This window comes from Psychrobacter sp. Ps7, assembly GCF_022129225.1.
In the GTDB taxonomy this organism is placed as follows: domain Bacteria; phylum Pseudomonadota; class Gammaproteobacteria; order Pseudomonadales; family Moraxellaceae; genus Psychrobacter; species Psychrobacter immobilis_A.
The window spans coordinates 30,653-47,700 of record NZ_JADQAH010000015.1; the positions used below are offsets into that span (position 1 = coordinate 30,653).

The 17,048-nt window shown below is 43.3% G+C and carries 14 protein-coding genes; 3 read left to right on the forward strand and 11 right to left on the reverse strand.

Annotation, left to right across the window (positions count from 1 at the left end):
- The first annotated feature begins 107 nt into the window (after positions 1-107).
- Positions 108-1,355 carry a cation:proton antiporter gene (locus tag I3257_RS07195; protein WP_238049244.1) on the forward strand — a complete coding sequence of 416 codons (1,248 nt, stop codon included), beginning with the start codon at positions 108-110 and terminating at the stop codon, positions 1,353-1,355.
- Positions 1,356-1,373: 18 nt separating this feature from the next.
- Here I3257_RS07195 and I3257_RS07200 read toward each other — a convergent pair whose 3' ends face one another.
- The 4 genes from I3257_RS07200 to I3257_RS07215 form a co-directional block, all read right to left on the reverse strand.
- Entirely contained in the window at positions 1,374-2,789 is a 1,416-nt protein-coding gene (locus I3257_RS07200; RefSeq protein ID WP_238049245.1) for a serine hydrolase domain-containing protein, read from the reverse strand.
- A 262-nt stretch (positions 2,790-3,051) separates the two neighbouring features.
- Positions 3,052-3,594 carry a sulfur transferase domain-containing protein gene (locus I3257_RS07205; RefSeq protein ID WP_238049246.1) on the reverse strand — a complete coding sequence of 181 codons (543 nt, stop codon included), beginning with the start codon at positions 3,592-3,594 and terminating at the stop codon, positions 3,052-3,054.
- A gap of 176 nt (positions 3,595-3,770) precedes the next feature.
- Entirely contained in the window at positions 3,771-4,688 is a 918-nt protein-coding gene (locus tag I3257_RS07210; protein WP_055124219.1) for a MaoC/PaaZ C-terminal domain-containing protein, read from the reverse strand.
- A 360-nt stretch (positions 4,689-5,048) separates the two neighbouring features.
- Positions 5,049-6,449 (reverse strand): 3-oxoacyl-ACP reductase, encoded by a 1,401-nt coding sequence (locus I3257_RS07215; RefSeq protein WP_238049247.1) that lies wholly within the window; start codon positions 6,447-6,449, stop codon positions 5,049-5,051.
- Positions 6,450-7,026: 577 nt separating this feature from the next.
- Here I3257_RS07215 and I3257_RS07220 point away from each other — a divergent pair.
- Both I3257_RS07220 and ppk2 read left to right on the forward strand, forming a co-directional pair.
- On the forward strand, positions 7,027-8,568 hold the full coding sequence (locus tag I3257_RS07220) for an acetyl-CoA C-acetyltransferase (protein ID WP_238049248.1): 1,542 nt from the start codon (positions 7,027-7,029) through the stop codon (positions 8,566-8,568).
- A gap of 248 nt (positions 8,569-8,816) precedes the next feature.
- A complete protein-coding gene (gene ppk2, locus I3257_RS07225) occupies positions 8,817-9,830 on the forward strand; it encodes a polyphosphate kinase 2 (protein WP_238049249.1) in 1,014 nt (337 codons plus the stop codon).
- Positions 9,831-10,130: 300 nt separating this feature from the next.
- On the opposite strand, the gene I3257_RS07230 is transcribed toward ppk2, so the two are convergent.
- The 7 genes from I3257_RS07230 to I3257_RS07260 all read right to left on the reverse strand — a co-directional run bounded on the left by I3257_RS07230 (position 10,131) and on the right by I3257_RS07260 (position 16,970).
- Positions 10,131-10,478: a PilZ domain-containing protein gene (locus tag I3257_RS07230; protein WP_045446052.1), complete on the reverse strand. Its 348-nt coding sequence runs from the start codon at positions 10,476-10,478 to the stop codon at positions 10,131-10,133.
- Positions 10,479-10,533: 55 nt separating this feature from the next.
- On the reverse strand, positions 10,534-11,670 hold the full coding sequence (locus I3257_RS07235; RefSeq protein ID WP_238049250.1) for a DNA polymerase III subunit delta': 1,137 nt from the start codon (positions 11,668-11,670) through the stop codon (positions 10,534-10,536).
- Positions 11,671-11,754: 84 nt separating this feature from the next.
- Positions 11,755-12,567, reverse strand: a complete 813-nt coding sequence (gene kdsB / locus I3257_RS07240; protein ID WP_238049251.1) for a 3-deoxy-manno-octulosonate cytidylyltransferase — start codon at positions 12,565-12,567, stop codon at positions 11,755-11,757.
- 37 nt (positions 12,568-12,604) lie between these two features.
- Positions 12,605-13,750, reverse strand: a complete 1,146-nt coding sequence (lpxK, locus tag I3257_RS07245) for a tetraacyldisaccharide 4'-kinase (protein WP_238049252.1) — start codon at positions 13,748-13,750, stop codon at positions 12,605-12,607.
- Positions 13,751-13,835: 85 nt separating this feature from the next.
- Complete coding sequence (msbA, locus tag I3257_RS07250; protein ID WP_238049253.1) at positions 13,836-15,623, reverse strand: lipid A export permease/ATP-binding protein MsbA; 1,788 nt, start codon at positions 15,621-15,623, stop codon at positions 13,836-13,838.
- A 94-nt stretch (positions 15,624-15,717) separates the two neighbouring features.
- Complete coding sequence (locus I3257_RS07255) at positions 15,718-16,149, reverse strand: biopolymer transporter ExbD (RefSeq protein WP_238049254.1); 432 nt, start codon at positions 16,147-16,149, stop codon at positions 15,718-15,720.
- 86 nt (positions 16,150-16,235) lie between these two features.
- A complete protein-coding gene (locus I3257_RS07260; RefSeq protein ID WP_238049255.1) occupies positions 16,236-16,970 on the reverse strand; it encodes a MotA/TolQ/ExbB proton channel family protein in 735 nt (244 codons plus the stop codon).
- Between the last annotated feature and the right edge of the window lie 78 nt (positions 16,971-17,048).

Consider the following 17,048-nt stretch of genomic DNA (forward strand, 5'->3'; position numbering starts at 1 on the left):
TGCAATTTACCTCATTTTTATCACCATTTTTAAAATAAGGACACGCCCTAGTAAATATGACCTCACTCTAACTTTTTAAGATAAACATAACAGCGTGCACCTACCTTATGATTGAAAACTACAATTTATTTTTATTGGTCTGCGGTATCGCTTTTTTACTGGGGGCGTTGTTCCCCATTATATTTAAGCGCACGCCTATCTCTTTGCCTATGTTGCAGGTCAGCTTTGGGCTGCTGATGGGGTACTGGTGGACGACCTTATCATTTTTAGACCCTATGAATAACGGCTTAATTATCGAAAAATTAACCGAAATTGTGGTGCTCGTATCCTTGGTTGGTGCTGGTATCAAAATTGATACGAAGCTGTCTTGGCAATTGTGGCGACCGACCGTGCGTCTGTTGCTTATTACCATGCCGATTGGCATCTTTGCGATGGCGGTGCTAGGCTACTATGCATTTGGTCTCAGTCTGGGAGCCGCTATATTGCTGGGCGCAGTACTGGCTCCAACCGATCCCGTCTTAGCTTCTAGTATTCAAGTAGGGCCACCCAATACAGGTCGCGAAGACACACCTCGCTTTACCTTGACCTCAGAAGCAGGATTGAATGACGGACTGGCTTTCCCATTTGTTTATTTGGCCATAAAAATAGCAGAAGCTTTTAGCAAAGGCAATACCTTTACCCTCGAGATGCTCTGGTCATGGTTCACTCATGATGTCTTATGGAAAATTGGTGCTGGGCTGGTGGTGGGGATTGTCGTTGGTAAAATTATGGCCAAGCTGGTATTTTCAAAATACAGCCAAAACACCACTATTTCTCAAGGCTATGTGGTCATTGCGCTAACGTTAGTGGCTTATGGACTTGCCGAATTTGTACATAGTTATGGCTTTATCGCCGTATTTATCGCGGCATTTGCCTTTCGCCGCTCAGAGCATGAGCACAGCTATCACCACAAGCTCCATGATTTTGCAGAACAATCAGAAGGCTTACTCATGTCTTTAGTGCTGGTCACTTTCGGCATGTTTCTTGGTCAAGGATTGCAATCGGGCGTTGAGCTGACATGGCGTGTTTACATCGTCAGCTTCACCTTCCTCTTATTGATACGTCCCATTGGTGGGTTTATTGCTTTATCAGGACTAAACATGGCACACACTGAAAAATATGCCATCTCTGCTTTGGGCATCCGTGGTATTGGTACGCTATATTATTTATCTTATGCGCTCAACCAAGGTTTTTTCGGTGATGAAGATGCGCTTAAGCTATGGGTCGTCTGTTCGATTGTCATTTTAGCGTCAATTTTTATCCATGGTCTTAGCGCCACAAAATTGCTGAAAATGACGCCGAATAAATCACATTAACCTTATCGATAGAGCTATTTAGCGCTTTGAAAGCTCTGAATCGACTAAGTTAAGTACCGCTTCCGTTAGTGCAAACTGACGGACATCATTCAGCATCGTGGTGTCAAAATTATGGATAAAGGCAAATGACAACTGACGCTCTGGGTCACACCAAGCCACTGAACCGTTATAGCCCATATGCCCAAATCCTTGCTTGTTTACATCAACTTCTTCACTGTCTGTATGCTGACAGAGACTAAATAACCGATGATAACCCAAGCGCCAATCCATGTTTGCTGGCATAACAGCATCTAGCCCTGTGACTTGCGGTTTGGATAGTTGCTCAAAAGTGGCGCTATTAATAAACTTGTGTCCTTGCCATGTTCCGCCATTGGCTAACATGGCATAGATGGTCGCCAATGCCTGAGCTGAAGCGACACCATTTGCTGCTGGAATAATCGCCTGTAATGTCTCACGACTGTGATAATCGATTGCTTGTTTGCCAGCAGGTATGAGTGCCGCCTTATAGTTTTTTAGATTAAGCTGACTGGTATTGAAGTACAAACGATTAATATGAGCCGTGTCTAATATCGGTAAAGTGTTCTGCTCATCATCTGACCTTAGGTCTACCGCTTGTATATCAACCAAGGCGAACTGCTGCCAACAAGTGTAGCTAGGCAGACTAGCATAAGTACGTAAAGTACTTTGTGAATCGGCTTTTAGGGTTGGTTTATGACGTTTATTACGCAGTTGTGAGCCAGCCTCATTTGATGCTTCGAAGTCTTTGGCCAGTCTTGCTATTTGGTTGACTTTATTCTCTGGTACACCAAAATAGCAACTATCGGCAATACCTAAAGGCTCAGTGAGATAATAGCGCAATGCCTCAGCTAAAGGCATTTCAGTAACGGCTTCTATCAGACCGCCCAACACCCAACCATAGACCAGAGCACTATAAGCGCTGTCATATAGCTCGCCATGGTCTGGTGCTGTGATTGACATGGCAGCAACTTTATTGAGCATTTGATCCCAATCAAGCAAAGCTTCGCTATCCGCATCGATACTCTGAATTGAGAATAAGTTGGCTTGATGTGACATCACGCTACGTAGCGTAATATTCCCTTTATTCTGTGCAGAAAATGCAGGCCAATAATGGGCAATAGGCTGGTCATAATCAAGCATCTGCTGCGAAACCAATATATGTACGAGCGTCGCCAATACACCTTTACCCGTCGAAAAGTTAATCGCCAAAGTATCAGGCTGCCACGACATCTCTGGACGTGCCATCCCCACACTCGCCTGTGCAATGCATTCTCCTGCCTGATAGACAACCACGGCACCCCCTGCTGGTGCATCATCAAGCTGTAAATCGGTGAGTATTTGCTGCAAACGTTGTTGCAACGTTATATTTATCTGATGATCAAAAATCTGCGTGGTTTTATTATTATTGTCCATCATGGCTACCCTGCTCCATTTCTATAAAACAGCTAAACGGTAAAAAACTATTTAGCCCCTAATATTAATTGTTCATATGATAAAAAATACATTATTTGCTAAGGCGTAACTGTTCAATATCTCAATATTAACAATTTATCTTTTCGTTTGCTTAGGGCGTGTCCTTATTTTTAAAATAACAACGCGCCTTAATAAAAAAGGCAACCTAGTGGTCGCCTCTCTGTCATTCAATGCTGCTCAATAATACGTTGTCATCCTTATGGTCTTAACGCGGTACCAACAGACGATTATGAACTTCTTGCTCAAGCTTCGTTAAGCCATGACTGCGCCCACGTTCCATAGCGGTGTCCATTTTACGTCCACGTAACCATCCTGCGCGTAGCGCCATTGCGGCACCCACTCTATTGCCTGAGCCACAATGCACTGCCGTTTTTTTGCCATGATGTTGGCGCAATATATTATCAAATGCCAATATATTGAGCTGCTTTAAGTCTGCAGCACCGTTAATAGGCAGATGCTCATAGTGCATGCCAGCTCGCTCGACCGCTGCGGCTTCATCAAAGCTCAATTCATCATCTGGCTGTAAGTTAATCACTAACTCAACCCCAGCGTTCGCTAAGGCAACCACTTTTTCGTCATTGAGTGCACCGCATACAATGGTAGTGTCATCAGGACGAAAATAAGGCTCAAGAATAGTACTAAGATCAACACCATTGTCTAAAACGTTATTGCCAGCATTCGATACTGTGTCAATAGCTACTGAATGATTCAGTTGATCTGGGTTCGGTACGGCGGTATGTGAAGTCATAATTATAAATTTGTTCGTTATATTTACTATGGTCAATTCCAGTTAAAATAAGTACAAAACAACCGCGTGTCGATGTATAAGCAATACTTCAAGCGAGGTTAACGCGATCACTTTTCTATCACGAATCGACCATATTGAGATATTTTTTAGTTAAATGACATTTGTTCTACTGGCTTTTATTCATTGCCACTCTGTAATTTAACCGTACCTGCCAAATGCGGCTTGTCATTTTTAGAGCTAAATAAGCCAAACTCACAGGTATCGTCTGTGTCTTTAAGTGCAGCCACCGGATCAGCGATAAGCTCTACTTCGGCTGGCAAAAAGATAGGCAGTTTAAATGACACATCAACCGTACAAGCATCCGGCAACTCGTCCATCATAGCAAGGCATTTGGCCTTTGACCACATGCCGTGAGCAATCGCTTTAGGAAAGCCAAACGCACGCGCAGATAATGGATGGAGATGAATGAGGTTAAAGTCACCTGAAACAAAAGCATAACGACGACCGATATCTTCTGGCACTTCAAAGATACTATGCACGCCTTCTGGGTTGACTGATGGCTTGACCGTTATTGGACGTGGAGTGCTTTTTTTGTCTTTGCTGCTGATTGGTTTTTTGCTGCGTGATAGATACGTCGAAGTACCTTCCCAAATCACTTTATCTTCTGACTTGACCGTCGTCACAAAATCAAACTGCTGACCCTGAGCATGGTCACGCAAATTATCAAAGGTAACTGACATAGCAACCGTTTCACGCTCACCGATAGGACGATACTGAGTCACACTATTATCGACGTGCACTAGACCCAGCATAGCAAATGGAAATGGCTCTTTGACCATCATATTCATTTGCAGCGTTTGAGACAGCACTGAAAAGTAAGTAATGGGTACTTTGCCATTATCTGCAAAACCACAAATTTTACGATAATCGTTTAAGTTACTTTGGTCAATGTGCAAATCGTCCACATAGTAAGTCGCTTGCGGCAATTGGTCTTTACTGATTTTGCCATTATTACCAATAGGCAATAAACTTTTAACGATATTGGCATAGGTCGTATGCGCTTTCGGCAACGCATCATAATGTTTGTCTGACATAATAAATCCTAAGTGGGGCTTGAGCAAATTTTCTTGGTGTATCTAAAGATGCTATGACATTAGTGGTTACGGCCTATCATTGAGCAATGCCACCAGTATTATGCCTAAATTAGGCACAATTCATAGGCGTGGTTTTAGACAATGTAAGCAACTCTCACAGCAAAAAACAATTTGGCTACTGGTTCTCTGTGTTTTTATCATAAAAAAGCCACCCTTGGGCAGCTTTATTACGATTTATGAGCAATTTTTTCGTAAGCATATGTGAGGAAAATTAAAAATACTGATTAATATCAGCTATTTACTATAATCTAAATCATCATCTACACTTACTTATAATTGACACTTACTTATAAAGTGATATTAAGCACCCAATAAGCTTTGACCACAAACGCGAACGATGTTGCCATTTAAGCCACCAGAAGCAGGTGATGCAAACCATGCGATGGTCTCAGCCACGTCTACTGGCAAGCCGCCTTGGCTCATAGAGTTCATACGGCGACCCGCTTCACGGATAGCAAATGGAATAGCTTCGGTCATTTGCGTTTCAATAAACCCTGGAGCAACAGCGTTGATCGTCATGCCTTTGGCGTTGTCTTCTAACTGCTTAGCAGTGGCATTCACCAAACCAATCACCCCTGCTTTAGAGGTGGCATAGTTGGTTTGACCCAAGTTGCCAGCGATACCTGAAATCGATGACACACAAACGATACGTGCATTGTCTTTTAATACGTCGTTGTCTAGTAAATAGCGGTTCAGCCTAGCAATACTACCTAGGTTGATATCGATAACCATGTCCCACTTTTTCTCGTCCATGTTTGCCAATGTCTTATCACGAGTGACGCCAGCATTATGGATGATTGAATCTAATCCACCACGCTTTTGTGCGGCTTCAGCGATTTGCTTACCAGCATCATCACTGGTGATGTCGACGGTCAATACTGAGCCACTAATTTCGCTAGCGACTTTTTGTAGGTCTGCTTGCTGCTGCGGTACATCAAGGCAGATAACGTGAGCGCCTTCGCGAGCCAATACACGAGCAATTGCTTCACCAATACCGCGGCTTGCGCCAGTTACCAGCATAGTTTTACCGCCAAGAGGCTGTGTCCAATCGACATCAACATTGCTACCCTTACTAACGCGTACGACTTGTCCTGAGACATAAGCTGAACGAGCGGAGGTGAAAAAGCGTAAAGTCGAATCTAGATTTTGCTCTGCGCCGTCTTCCACATAAATAAGCTGTGCCGTAATACCGCGTTTGAACTCTTTACCGACAGACTTTACAAAGCCTTCAAGCGCACGCTGAGCCAAAGCTGTATCAATGTCAGTGATATTCTCTGGTGTGCGGCCAATGATAATGACGCGACCAGACTTTTCTACACGACGAGCCACAGTATGGAAGAACTCATACACTTCTTTTAATTGATCGGCATTGCTAATATTGCTGGCATCAAACAACAAAACTTTAAATTTATCATCGCCGCCCGTATTGGCTTTTGCTTCAACGCCTGCATCAGCAAGGGCATCTTTGATATCATCACTGCTGTTTACATAAATATCAGCATGTACGTCTGACAAAATTCGCGCCACAGACTCACTGACGCTTTTATCATCGCCATTAGCACGACCAACCAATACGCTACCACGTACTAAAGGCTCACCGCTTTCGAAGCGATCAAGAGTAACAGGTAACGGTAAACCCAAATTTTTGGCCACTTTTTTGCCAATAGAAGACTGAACAAAATCACCATAACGGTCTGACATAATATAATCCCTATAACGAACGGTTAGAATAATAGTAATAAATGTAATGTGCCTATTATATAGACTCAACAACCTCATAATTATTGATATTTAGTAAATGAGTCTAAAGCTGGCCTAACTATACACTGCCATCTTAAACAAGTCCAAAAACCGATAATGTCTACAACAATCTGTAAACAACTCAGTATACAAGACGGTCACTTTTTCTGGATTTAAAAATCACCACATTGTGCTAAAATCAGACCTATAAGTTATAGCAAATGCAATTATCGATAACAATATATTATCAAATCTATCGTTATGCAATGCCAATAATCGATACTAGCCAGTCTACGAAAGTCATATTGATGTCTTTCAAAGCTGATACCGACCTTAGATAAGCGTCACATAGTTTGCCAAAGATATACAGTAAGGTCGTAAAAACGTCTTATCATAAACAGTTATGCTGCGTAATAAGTGATAATATTTGCTTCTTGTTTATTTTCGATTATTGAATTATTTAATGTAATCATTTTTATTATTAGCTTTACTATTGTTACCCTCTTTTCTTCTGCCCATATTTTTTAAGGATAATATTATGAGTAATAAAAACAATCACCCTGATAGCCCTGTTGTTGAAAGCACAGTCGTAAAAGCCACTACCCCAAAATCTACTGATAATAAATCAGACAGCGCCAAAACAGAAACGGCTGTTAAAAAAGCTAAAAGCACGACAGCTACAGACACGTCTAATAAAGAGTCTTCTAGCACCACAGAAGCAAATGATAAATCACCAGCTTCTACTACGAAAAAGCCAGCATCTGCTGCCAAAAAAACTAGCAAAACCAAAGCCGTTGCTGGTCAAAATCGTGTGGCTATCTTAGGTGGCAACCGTATTCCGTTTGCACGCTCGAACGGTTCATACGCTGACGTTAGCAACACCGACATGTTGACAGCTGCATTAGATGGCTTGATTGAACGCTATAACCTACAAGACGAAGTGTTGGGTGAAGTGGTATCTGGTGCCGTCATGAAACTAAGCCGTGACATCAACCTAACTCGCGAAGCCACGCTTAACACAGCGCTCAACCCACATACGCCAACTTACGATATCTCACAAGCTTGCGGTACTGGCTTGCAAGCGACTTTTGCTTCTGCCAATAAAATCGCACTGGGTCTTATCGATTCAGCAATTACTGGCGGCGTAGACACGACCTCTGATGCACCGATCGCGATTGGTGATGGTCTACGTAAAGTACTGATCAAACTGGGCGCGGCTAAAGACAACAAACAACGCCTAAAAGCGTTAATGGGTCTAAATCCAAAAGACTTAATCGATTCACCACAAAACGGTGAACCACGCACTGGTCTATCAATGGGCGACCATCAAGCCATCACCACTCTTGAGTGGAATATCAGCCGCGAAGCACAAGATGAGCTTGCTTTTAACAGTCATCAAAACCTAGCGCGCGCTTATGATGAAGGGTTCTTTGATGACCTTATTACTCCATACAAAGGTCTGACGCGCGATAACAACTTGCGCCCTGATACTACTTTGGAAAAACTGGCTAAATTAAAGCCTGTGTTTGGTAAAAAGAACGCCAACCCAACGATGACAGCAGCCAACTCTACACCATTAACGGATGGTGCCTCTTGTGTCCTACTAGGAACCGATGAGTGGGCAAAAGAGCGTGGTCTTAAGCCATTGGCTTATATCGTTCATCAAGAAACGGCCGCCGTTGATTTCATTGGTAAATCTGGCACCACAGAAGGCCTATTAATGGCACCTGCTTATGCCGTACCGCGTATGCTTGAGCGTGCAGGTCTAACACTACAAGATTTCGATTTTTATGAAATCCATGAAGCCTTTGCATCACAAGTGTTATCAACACTAGCTGCTTGGGAAGATGAAAAATTCTGTGCAGAGCGTCTAGGACTAGATGCACCACTAGGCTCTATCGATCGTAGCAAGCTAAACGTGAATGGCTCGTCGTTAGCTGCGGGTCATCCATTTGCCGCAACGGGCGGTCGTATCCTAGCCACTGCAGCGAAGCTATTGGATCAAAAAGGCTCAGGTCGTGCACTAATCTCTATCTGTGCAGCTGGTGGTCAGGGCGTGACTTGTATCTTAGAGAAATAACTCTTTGACTGCTATTATTTGATTGGTATTATCAGTCAATAGTTAGCATAAATACTTTAAAGCACTCTTTAATCGATAGATTAGAGAGTGCTTTTTTATGCCCATTCACTACTCAAAACTGGATATTAGTCATGGTCTTGCTAACAACACAATAATGAAACGTAGCCAACGCATAGCTCTATCGGTAGTTATGCTAAAGTAAGAGAATAACCAATAAAAATCATAACAACACCAATTAGGAGTTTTTTATGGGTAAGATACCTTCGTCCATCAATCCCAAATCCCTCACGCCACAAGAGCGTCAGGAACTTAGCTCACCTGAGCAACACAGTTTTATCGAGCGTATGGATAAAGAGGTTTTTAATGATCAGCTGCGTCGTAAGATGCACGAAGACCTCATCGATACTTATGATGAAGAGCTAGAAAACGAGATAGATGATTATGTGCGTGACTTTCGTTTTGATGGGCGCGAAATGAGTGAGCAAGAAAGACTTGATCGTCGTATGTACTTTCAAGAGTTGGTAAGGCTACAGCGTGAGCTTATTAAGTTGCAAGACTGGGTCGTTGATCGCGGTGAGCGTATCGTCGTCATATTTGAGGGTCGTGACTCAGCGGGTAAAGGTGGCGCTATCAAGCGTATCACGCAGCGCTTAAACCCTCGTGTGTGTCGAGTGGCTGCCCTACCTGCACCGACGGAACGTGAGCAATCACAATGGTATTTTCAGCGTTATGTCGCCCATTTGCCTGCTGCTGGTGAGATTGTGCTGTTTGACCGCAGTTGGTATAACCGTGTGGGGGTTGAGCGTGTGATGGGTTTTTGTACCGATACACAGTATGAAGAATTTTTTCAGTCGGTGCCTGAGTTTGAACGTATGCTAGTCCGCTCAGGTATTCGCTTGGTGAAGTACTGGTTTTCGATCACTGATGATGAGCAGCATTCACGCTTTATGAGCCGTATTCACGACCCGCTCAAGCAATGGAAGCTCTCAGCCATGGACTTACAGTCACGCCGCCGTTGGGAAGACTATACCAAGGCTAAAGAGACCATGTTTGAGCGAACGCATATCCCTGAAGCACCTTGGTGGGTGGTTGAAGGTAACAATAAAAAACGCGCAAGGCTAAACTGTATTGCTCATCTACTCGAACAAATTCCTTATAAGGAAGTGCCACGTGATGAGGTAGAATTACCCGATCGTAAACGTGATGACGAATACTACCGTGAGCCTATTCCAGATGATATGTATGTGCCACCGCGTTATTAAAAGATATGATGACTTTACTTAGGTTGTGTCCTAAATCCAATCGGTTGTCCTCTAAATGGGCTAAAAATGGCTACATTTTACCAAGCATCGTCAAATAGCTTATTGATATCTCGATATTATTGGCATTGCCTTTATTGTTTGACGGCAATTTTTATCACCATTTTTAAAATAAAGACACGCCCTAGTCTTATGCTCATAAAAAAAGCCGCCTTATCGATATATAAGGTGGCTTTTTTTATACTGTTTGTTGAATAATAGTCGTCTAACACTCATCAAAACCATTATAAGTACAATAAATAATTACATGGTATAGGTGGACTGCAAACCATCTATTTTACCCGCCAATAATCGCTCAACTTCGTTTTTAATTCTTTGACCTGCAATATCAGTTCCAATCTGTACCGCAAAACCTGCCGGTCGGCCACCTTGAGTTTTGGCGTTAATCCAAACCACTTTGCCATTCATAGGCAAACGCTCGCTAGAATTGGGTAAAGTGATGGCGATAAATACCTCGTTACCTAGCTGCTGAGCGTCATTGGATGGCACAAATAATGCGCCATTACTGACAAAGGACAAGTAGCTGGCATATAACATTTCGATATTTTCAATGTGGCAGGTTAATATCCCGCCGCGTCCTGGCATGGCCATAGTCAGCTTCCTTCATTAAGTTTGGTATTTTTATTTGCTATCAAGGCAGATTTTCTTATAAACAAGCCAATTCTTGCATTAGCTTATCATAGGCAAATTTTTCTTGCACATTTTGTTGCAGAGCGATTTTTGTCTGCTGTAAGCTACTAGAAAAAAGTGCTAGGCCATTATTATCAGGTGGATACTTTTCTAAGGCAGCGGATAGATTGACGTCTTTTTGAAGCTCATTAAGCCCTAAGCAAACACGGCGCATATCAAGTAGCATCAGCTCAGAAAGCTGAATAAATTCCGTGATACTCAGTTGGTTTTGCCAATAGTCACTGGCTGCCACACTACTACGTTTACCACTCCGCAATGCCTGCCACGTCGTCAACCATAGCGCACGTTTGCTATACCATGGCGCTTGTGCCATGGCTATCGCTGCCAAAGGTGCGCCATTTGCCAATTGGATAAGCTGCTCAATCGCAGCCGTTCCGACCGCTTCACGATTGACCGTAGAGCCAAGTGCCTGTGTCACATAATCAACGGCGATCACAGGCTGAATGGTCTGTAATGGCAACTGCTGCACCCGACTTTTAATGGTGGGCAGTAGTTGTGCTGGAGTATCACTGATCAAAAATAAATGGACTTGTGCTTGTGGTTCTTCCAAAGTTTTGAGTAGCGCATTGGCCGCGGCAATCGTCATTTGCTCTGCATGGTCTAACACACAGATACGCATTCCTTGACCACCTTGGTAGATAAAAGGCTGCAAGTTACGGATATCATCCACTTTAATCTTAAGAGCACTGTTATTGGCTGTTTTGGATGATTTTTTATCCTTTGCAGCGTTACTTAATTTTTCTTGATTATCAGCACTATCTGCACTGATTGGCATACTGATCAGTGGCAATACCTGTAAGCTTGGATGCGTGCCAGATCTTAGCCATTGGCAACTTTCGCACGCGCCGCAAGCCCCTGTGGGATGGCTATCACGCTCACGGCATAACAACCAAGCGACCAAACGCCATACAAAAGCCCGCTTGCCCATACCTTGCATACCAGCAGCTAATAGTGCATGTGGCAAAGATTGCTGTGATGTCAAAACTCGCTTGGTCAATTGCGACCATAGATTTTGCTGCCATGGCAATAACGCGGCGAAATAAATGTGGTCTGTAGTATCCATTGTGCCTGTATTTTGCGTCTTATCACTCATAGCTAACGTCCTATAACTTCGCTTGATTATTCAGGATATAGCGTGTTCATGACGCTTTAGATGAAATATTTTTGCTTAGGCTATTTATCCAATGGGGCTCTGAAATTCAGTCAAACTCATGGCATTTAAGCGGTCTAAATCTTCTTGGGTATCGACCCCTGCAGGTAGATGACAAACGGCAACTGAAATAGCAATCTGCGCTCCATTTTCTAAAACGCGTAACTGCTCTAGGCTCTCAAGTCTCTCAAGTGGCGTTTGCGGCCAATGCACAAACTGCTGTAATAAACGGACGCGATAAGCATATAACCCTAAATGACGATAAGCATTTTTTGGTGGGTTTCTATGATTATCATCGGACAATATGACATCACGATCACAAGGAATGGGCGCTCGGCTAAAATAAAGCGCACGTTGCAAGTCATTAGCGTGTTGACTGACAACCTTAACCACTGATGGACGCATAAAAGTCTCATAGTCGTCGATTGGCTCACACAAAGTCGCCATCACGCTATCACTGTCTGTGACCAAAAGCGCCTTTACCTGCTCCAATAATAACGGTGGCACTAACGGTTCATCGCCTTGCATGTTGACCACGATATCATGGTCAGCCCACCCTTTGATGGCGGCAACTTCTGCCAAACGGTCAGTGCCTGAAGCATGCTCGCTACTGGTCATCACCACATCAAACCCTGCATCCATGCATATCTTGGCAATATCATCATCATCCGTGGCAATACACATATCATCAGCGAAGTGCGCTGTTTGCGCCTTTTCAGCAACCCAAAGAATCATCGGCTTACCATGTATCTCTAGTAATGGCTTGCCGGGCAGCCGCGTGCTCTTAAAACGAGCAGGGATAACAATGTGAGTTTTGGCGGGCATAATCACTGACGACATGGGGTTTCCTATAGCAATTTTTATACGGTTTAAAGCATCATCTATTATTTGCTTTGGTATTATTATTGGTACTGTTATTGTCATTGTTTGCGATATCAATACCTAGCTTTTTTAGCTGCTGCTGCAGATTATCATAACAGCTGTCAGAGAGTTCGGCGGTTACTGGCAGCACCCATAGTCTGTTTATCAGCGTTTGATGTTCATTATTTAGCGCTTTATCAGTAGTAGCTTTCGACAGCAACGCTCTTATTTTTACCGCATCTTTACTGGTTACTACGATTGGATATTCGGTATACTGCAATAATTCCGCCAACTCAAAATCATAATGATCAGGATAAGCATGTCCAACGACATCAAAGCCTAGCGAATTTAAAGTATCAAAAAACCGCTGCGGATAACCAATACCGCTCACCGCATGCACTTTATGACCCTTTTTAGGTGCATCGATTTGAGAATAAGATAAAGTAGGTTGCCATAAGAGTTGCAGAGCATCCGCCTCTAAGTGCATCGTCAAACGATGGGCTCGGTACAGATTGCTATTATTTTTATTCTTGTCCACTGAATCTGTTGTTAGTGGTTCATGGTATATGACAGTTGCACCCTGCAACCGCGACATGGGTTCACGTAAAAAACCTGTTGGCAGGAGTTGCTGATTACCAAAGCCCCGTGCTGAATCGACCACAATCCATTCAATGTCACGTTGCAGTGCATAATGCTGCAAGCCATCGTCGGCAATAATGAATTGCAAGTCAGGATGGGCAGCTAACAAGGTTATAATCGCTTGCTTACGATTAGGACATACTGCCATGGGTGCATTTGTCATATTGACAATCAAACAAGGCTCGTCCCCTACCACGTTGGGCAAACTGGCGGCATCGACCAAAGCGGGCATTTGACTGGTGTCGCCACCGTAACCACGGCTGATAACCCCTACCTTTATTCCTCGTTCTTGTAGATAATGAACCAAGGCAATGATCAATGGTGTTTTGCCACTACCGCCCACGCTAATATTGCCGATCACCATAACGGGAACAGGCGCACGATAACTTGCTAACAGTCCAACTTTATAAGCTTGACGACGCAGCGTGGTGATAAGTCCGTACAACCAACTAATAGGTAGCAATAGCCATAGCCAAGCGGCTTGACGTTGCCAGGCGCGCGTCACTGTCGTTTCAATACTCATGATAATTGACCACTTACCTATTCAGCTAAACTTTAACTTAGCAAGATTTGAACATCAAAGCTGCTCAAAGAATAGTCCAATAATTTTATTCAAAGTCGCGTTCATACATTTGCGCATAATGACCTTGCAATTGCATAAGCTCATCGTGCGTGCCTAACTCGACGATTTGACCGCTGTCTAACACAGCGATACGATCGGCTGATTCAATAGTGGTCAGTCGATGTGCAATGACTAATGTGGTACGATCTTTCATCACATTATCAAGTGCTTGCTGAATGTAATACTCTGATTCATTGTCTAACGCACTGGTTGCTTCATCTAAAATTAAAATTGGTGCATCTTTTAATAGCGCACGAGCAATCGATAAGCGCTGACGCTGCCCGCCAGACAGCTGCAAACCTTCAGCACCGATTTCACTTTGATAGCCGTTTGGCATTTTCATAATAAAATCATGAGCAAAGGCATCTTTTGCGGCACGCTCAACCTCAGCTTGGGTTTTATTGGCTAAGCCACCATAAGCAATATTGTTAAATACCGTGGTATTGAACAGGACTACTTGTTGATTGACCATCGCAATCTGCGCCCGTAAGCTCTCAAGCTTAATGTCTTCAATCGGTATACCATCCAAGGTAATTTGTCCAGAAGAGGTCGATAAGGTGCGCGTCAATAAATTTACTAAAGAGGATTTACCAGCACCACTTCGCCCTACCAATGCAACCGTCTCACCCGCTCTTACCTCTAACGTAAAGTCACGCAAAGCGACCGTTGAGTCAGGATAAATCAGACTGACATTATCTAGCTTGATTTCGCCCGTCAAAGCAGGGCTAAGCACACCAGTGTCTGTTTCTTCTGGCTCATCTAACAAGGCAAAAATCGACTCACCTGCCGCGATACCTTTTTGCAGTTTTTGATTGATATCAGTCAATGAGCGTACCGGCTTGCTGAGCAAACCTGCAGCGGCGATATATGAGATAAACTCACCCGCTGAGATATTGTCGATCACCGATGGGCGTAGTGCGAGCCACACCACAACTGACATGGCTATAGCCATTAGCAGCTGTACTGCTGGCGTATTGATACTGTTGGTCACCACGACCTTCATGCCTTGGCGTAAGTTCTTTTTTGATGTTTTATCGAAGCGTGCGGCTTCGTATGCTTGACCACCATAGTTTTTGACAACCTGATAGCCACCAATCACTTCATTGGTAATATGGCTGACATCACCCATCGTCTCTTGTATACCTTTAGACAACTTTAGATAACGCTTTGAGGCGATGCGAATAAGCCACAATATTGGCGGTAGCACAACGAATAAAATCAACGTCAAACGCCAATTGCTATAAAGCAAGAAACCTATCAAAGCGACGACTGTCAGACCATCACGCAGTAGCGTCTTCATAGAGTCTGTACTAGCTGCGGTGACTTGCTCAACATCAAATATCAGCTTGGATGAAATGGTACCAGCAGGATTGGCTAAGTAAAAAGAGCTTGGCAGACGAAGCAATTTATTAAAGACTTCCACTCGCAGCTCATATACCAAATTACGTGAGACCAGAGCAGAATAATAATTACCCAAAAAGCTACCAACACCGCGGACAAAAAACAGACCAATGATCAATAATGGAAATAAATCCTGTTTGCTTTGATCGTTCTGATTAATGGCATCGGTGATATATTGAAGTAATTTGGCAATCCAAATCTCTGTCGCCGCATTAATCGCAAAGCCCAACACAGTAAGCATTAATGCCCACCAGTATGGTTTTAGATAACTCAGCAAACGCAGCAAGGTCTTATGTTTAGGTATATTTGACGGCTCTGCTGATAGTTTTTTAGCAGCAGTTTTTGCAGAGTCAGGTTGATATGCTTGGCTCATAAAAGCCTCAATTTGGGGGTCATAACATGAATGGACTGCGTTAAAATCGCAGTTTTATAAGAGCATCTATCAATGGCACTAAAGTAGCTATAGGCTACTGAGGTAACGGCTGACCAAGTGGCACGACCGTACTGATATTAAGGTTCAAAAACCCCAGTTTACCCGCAATGTCCATCACTCGCACAACCGATTGATGGGTGGCATTGGCATCCGCAGCAATAACAAATAGCATGTCACGATTACCGCCAGCTTCTTGTTGTAGCATACTGGTCAACTCTGCCTCATTACTACTGGCAAGCGTAATACCGTTCACCAGATAACTGCCATCTTCTTGTACCGCCACTTCGATACTGTTTTTCTCTTCTGTCAGCGCGACACCTTCAGCTTCAGGAAGAATAATATTTAAACGACTAAAATGATTAAACGACGTTGCTAACAGCAAAAAAACAATCAAAAACAATAAACAGTCAATCATCGGGGTCAAGTTAATTTCGAGCGGCTCAACAGTCGGTTTTCTAAAGCGCATATCACTCTCTTTAATTTACTGAATACTCATGTGCTTGATGGATTATTATAGCGTGCTGAACAGTCACAGATACTAAGAAATAAATGCTAAGAAGTGACGGCAACACCATTATTTGAGCTTAATCCACCCACTGCATACTCATTATCTACAACGTCAGCCGATGGCGCACGATGTGCAGGCACATTCAAGCCAGCAGTAGACGTATTTTCCAGCAAATGATAATCATACAACTCTTGAATCATGAGTCCCGCTTGCGTCTCAAATTGGGCATTAATATCGATAATACGGCGCTGAAAATAACGATAGGCAACCAGTGCTGGAATAGCCACGATCATACCAGCAGCAGTCGTAATCAACGCTTGTGACACACCAGCAGCAAGCATCGTTGGGTCTTGCATCGCCCCATCGGTAATCGCCAAAAATGACGAAATAATGCCTAACACCGTGCCTAACAAACCGAGTAGTGGCGCAATCGCTCCTATGGTCCCAAGCATATTGATGTTTTTTTCTAACTGATGCACTTGTACGCTAGCGCGGTTTTGCATATGCATCGTCATCGAATCTAAGCCATATTGACGATACAGCAGCCCTGTCGCTAAAATATCTCCCAAAGGTGTTTTTTCTTTGACATTCATCAACTGTGTACGACCAATATCCCCATTCTCACGTAAGCGCGTGATTAGCTGTTCGCGCAATCTACTCGGGGCAACTTTATTAAACTGTAAGGTATGACTACGCTCGATGATGATAACCAATGCCAATATTGAGCACACCACGATAGGTGTCATCAACCACCCACCCGCTTTTACCAACTCCCACATATTGACTCTCTTTTATATTTTTATAAAAATAGCGGTTATCAAAATATCTTAAATTTACAGCATCATGACAAACTCGTT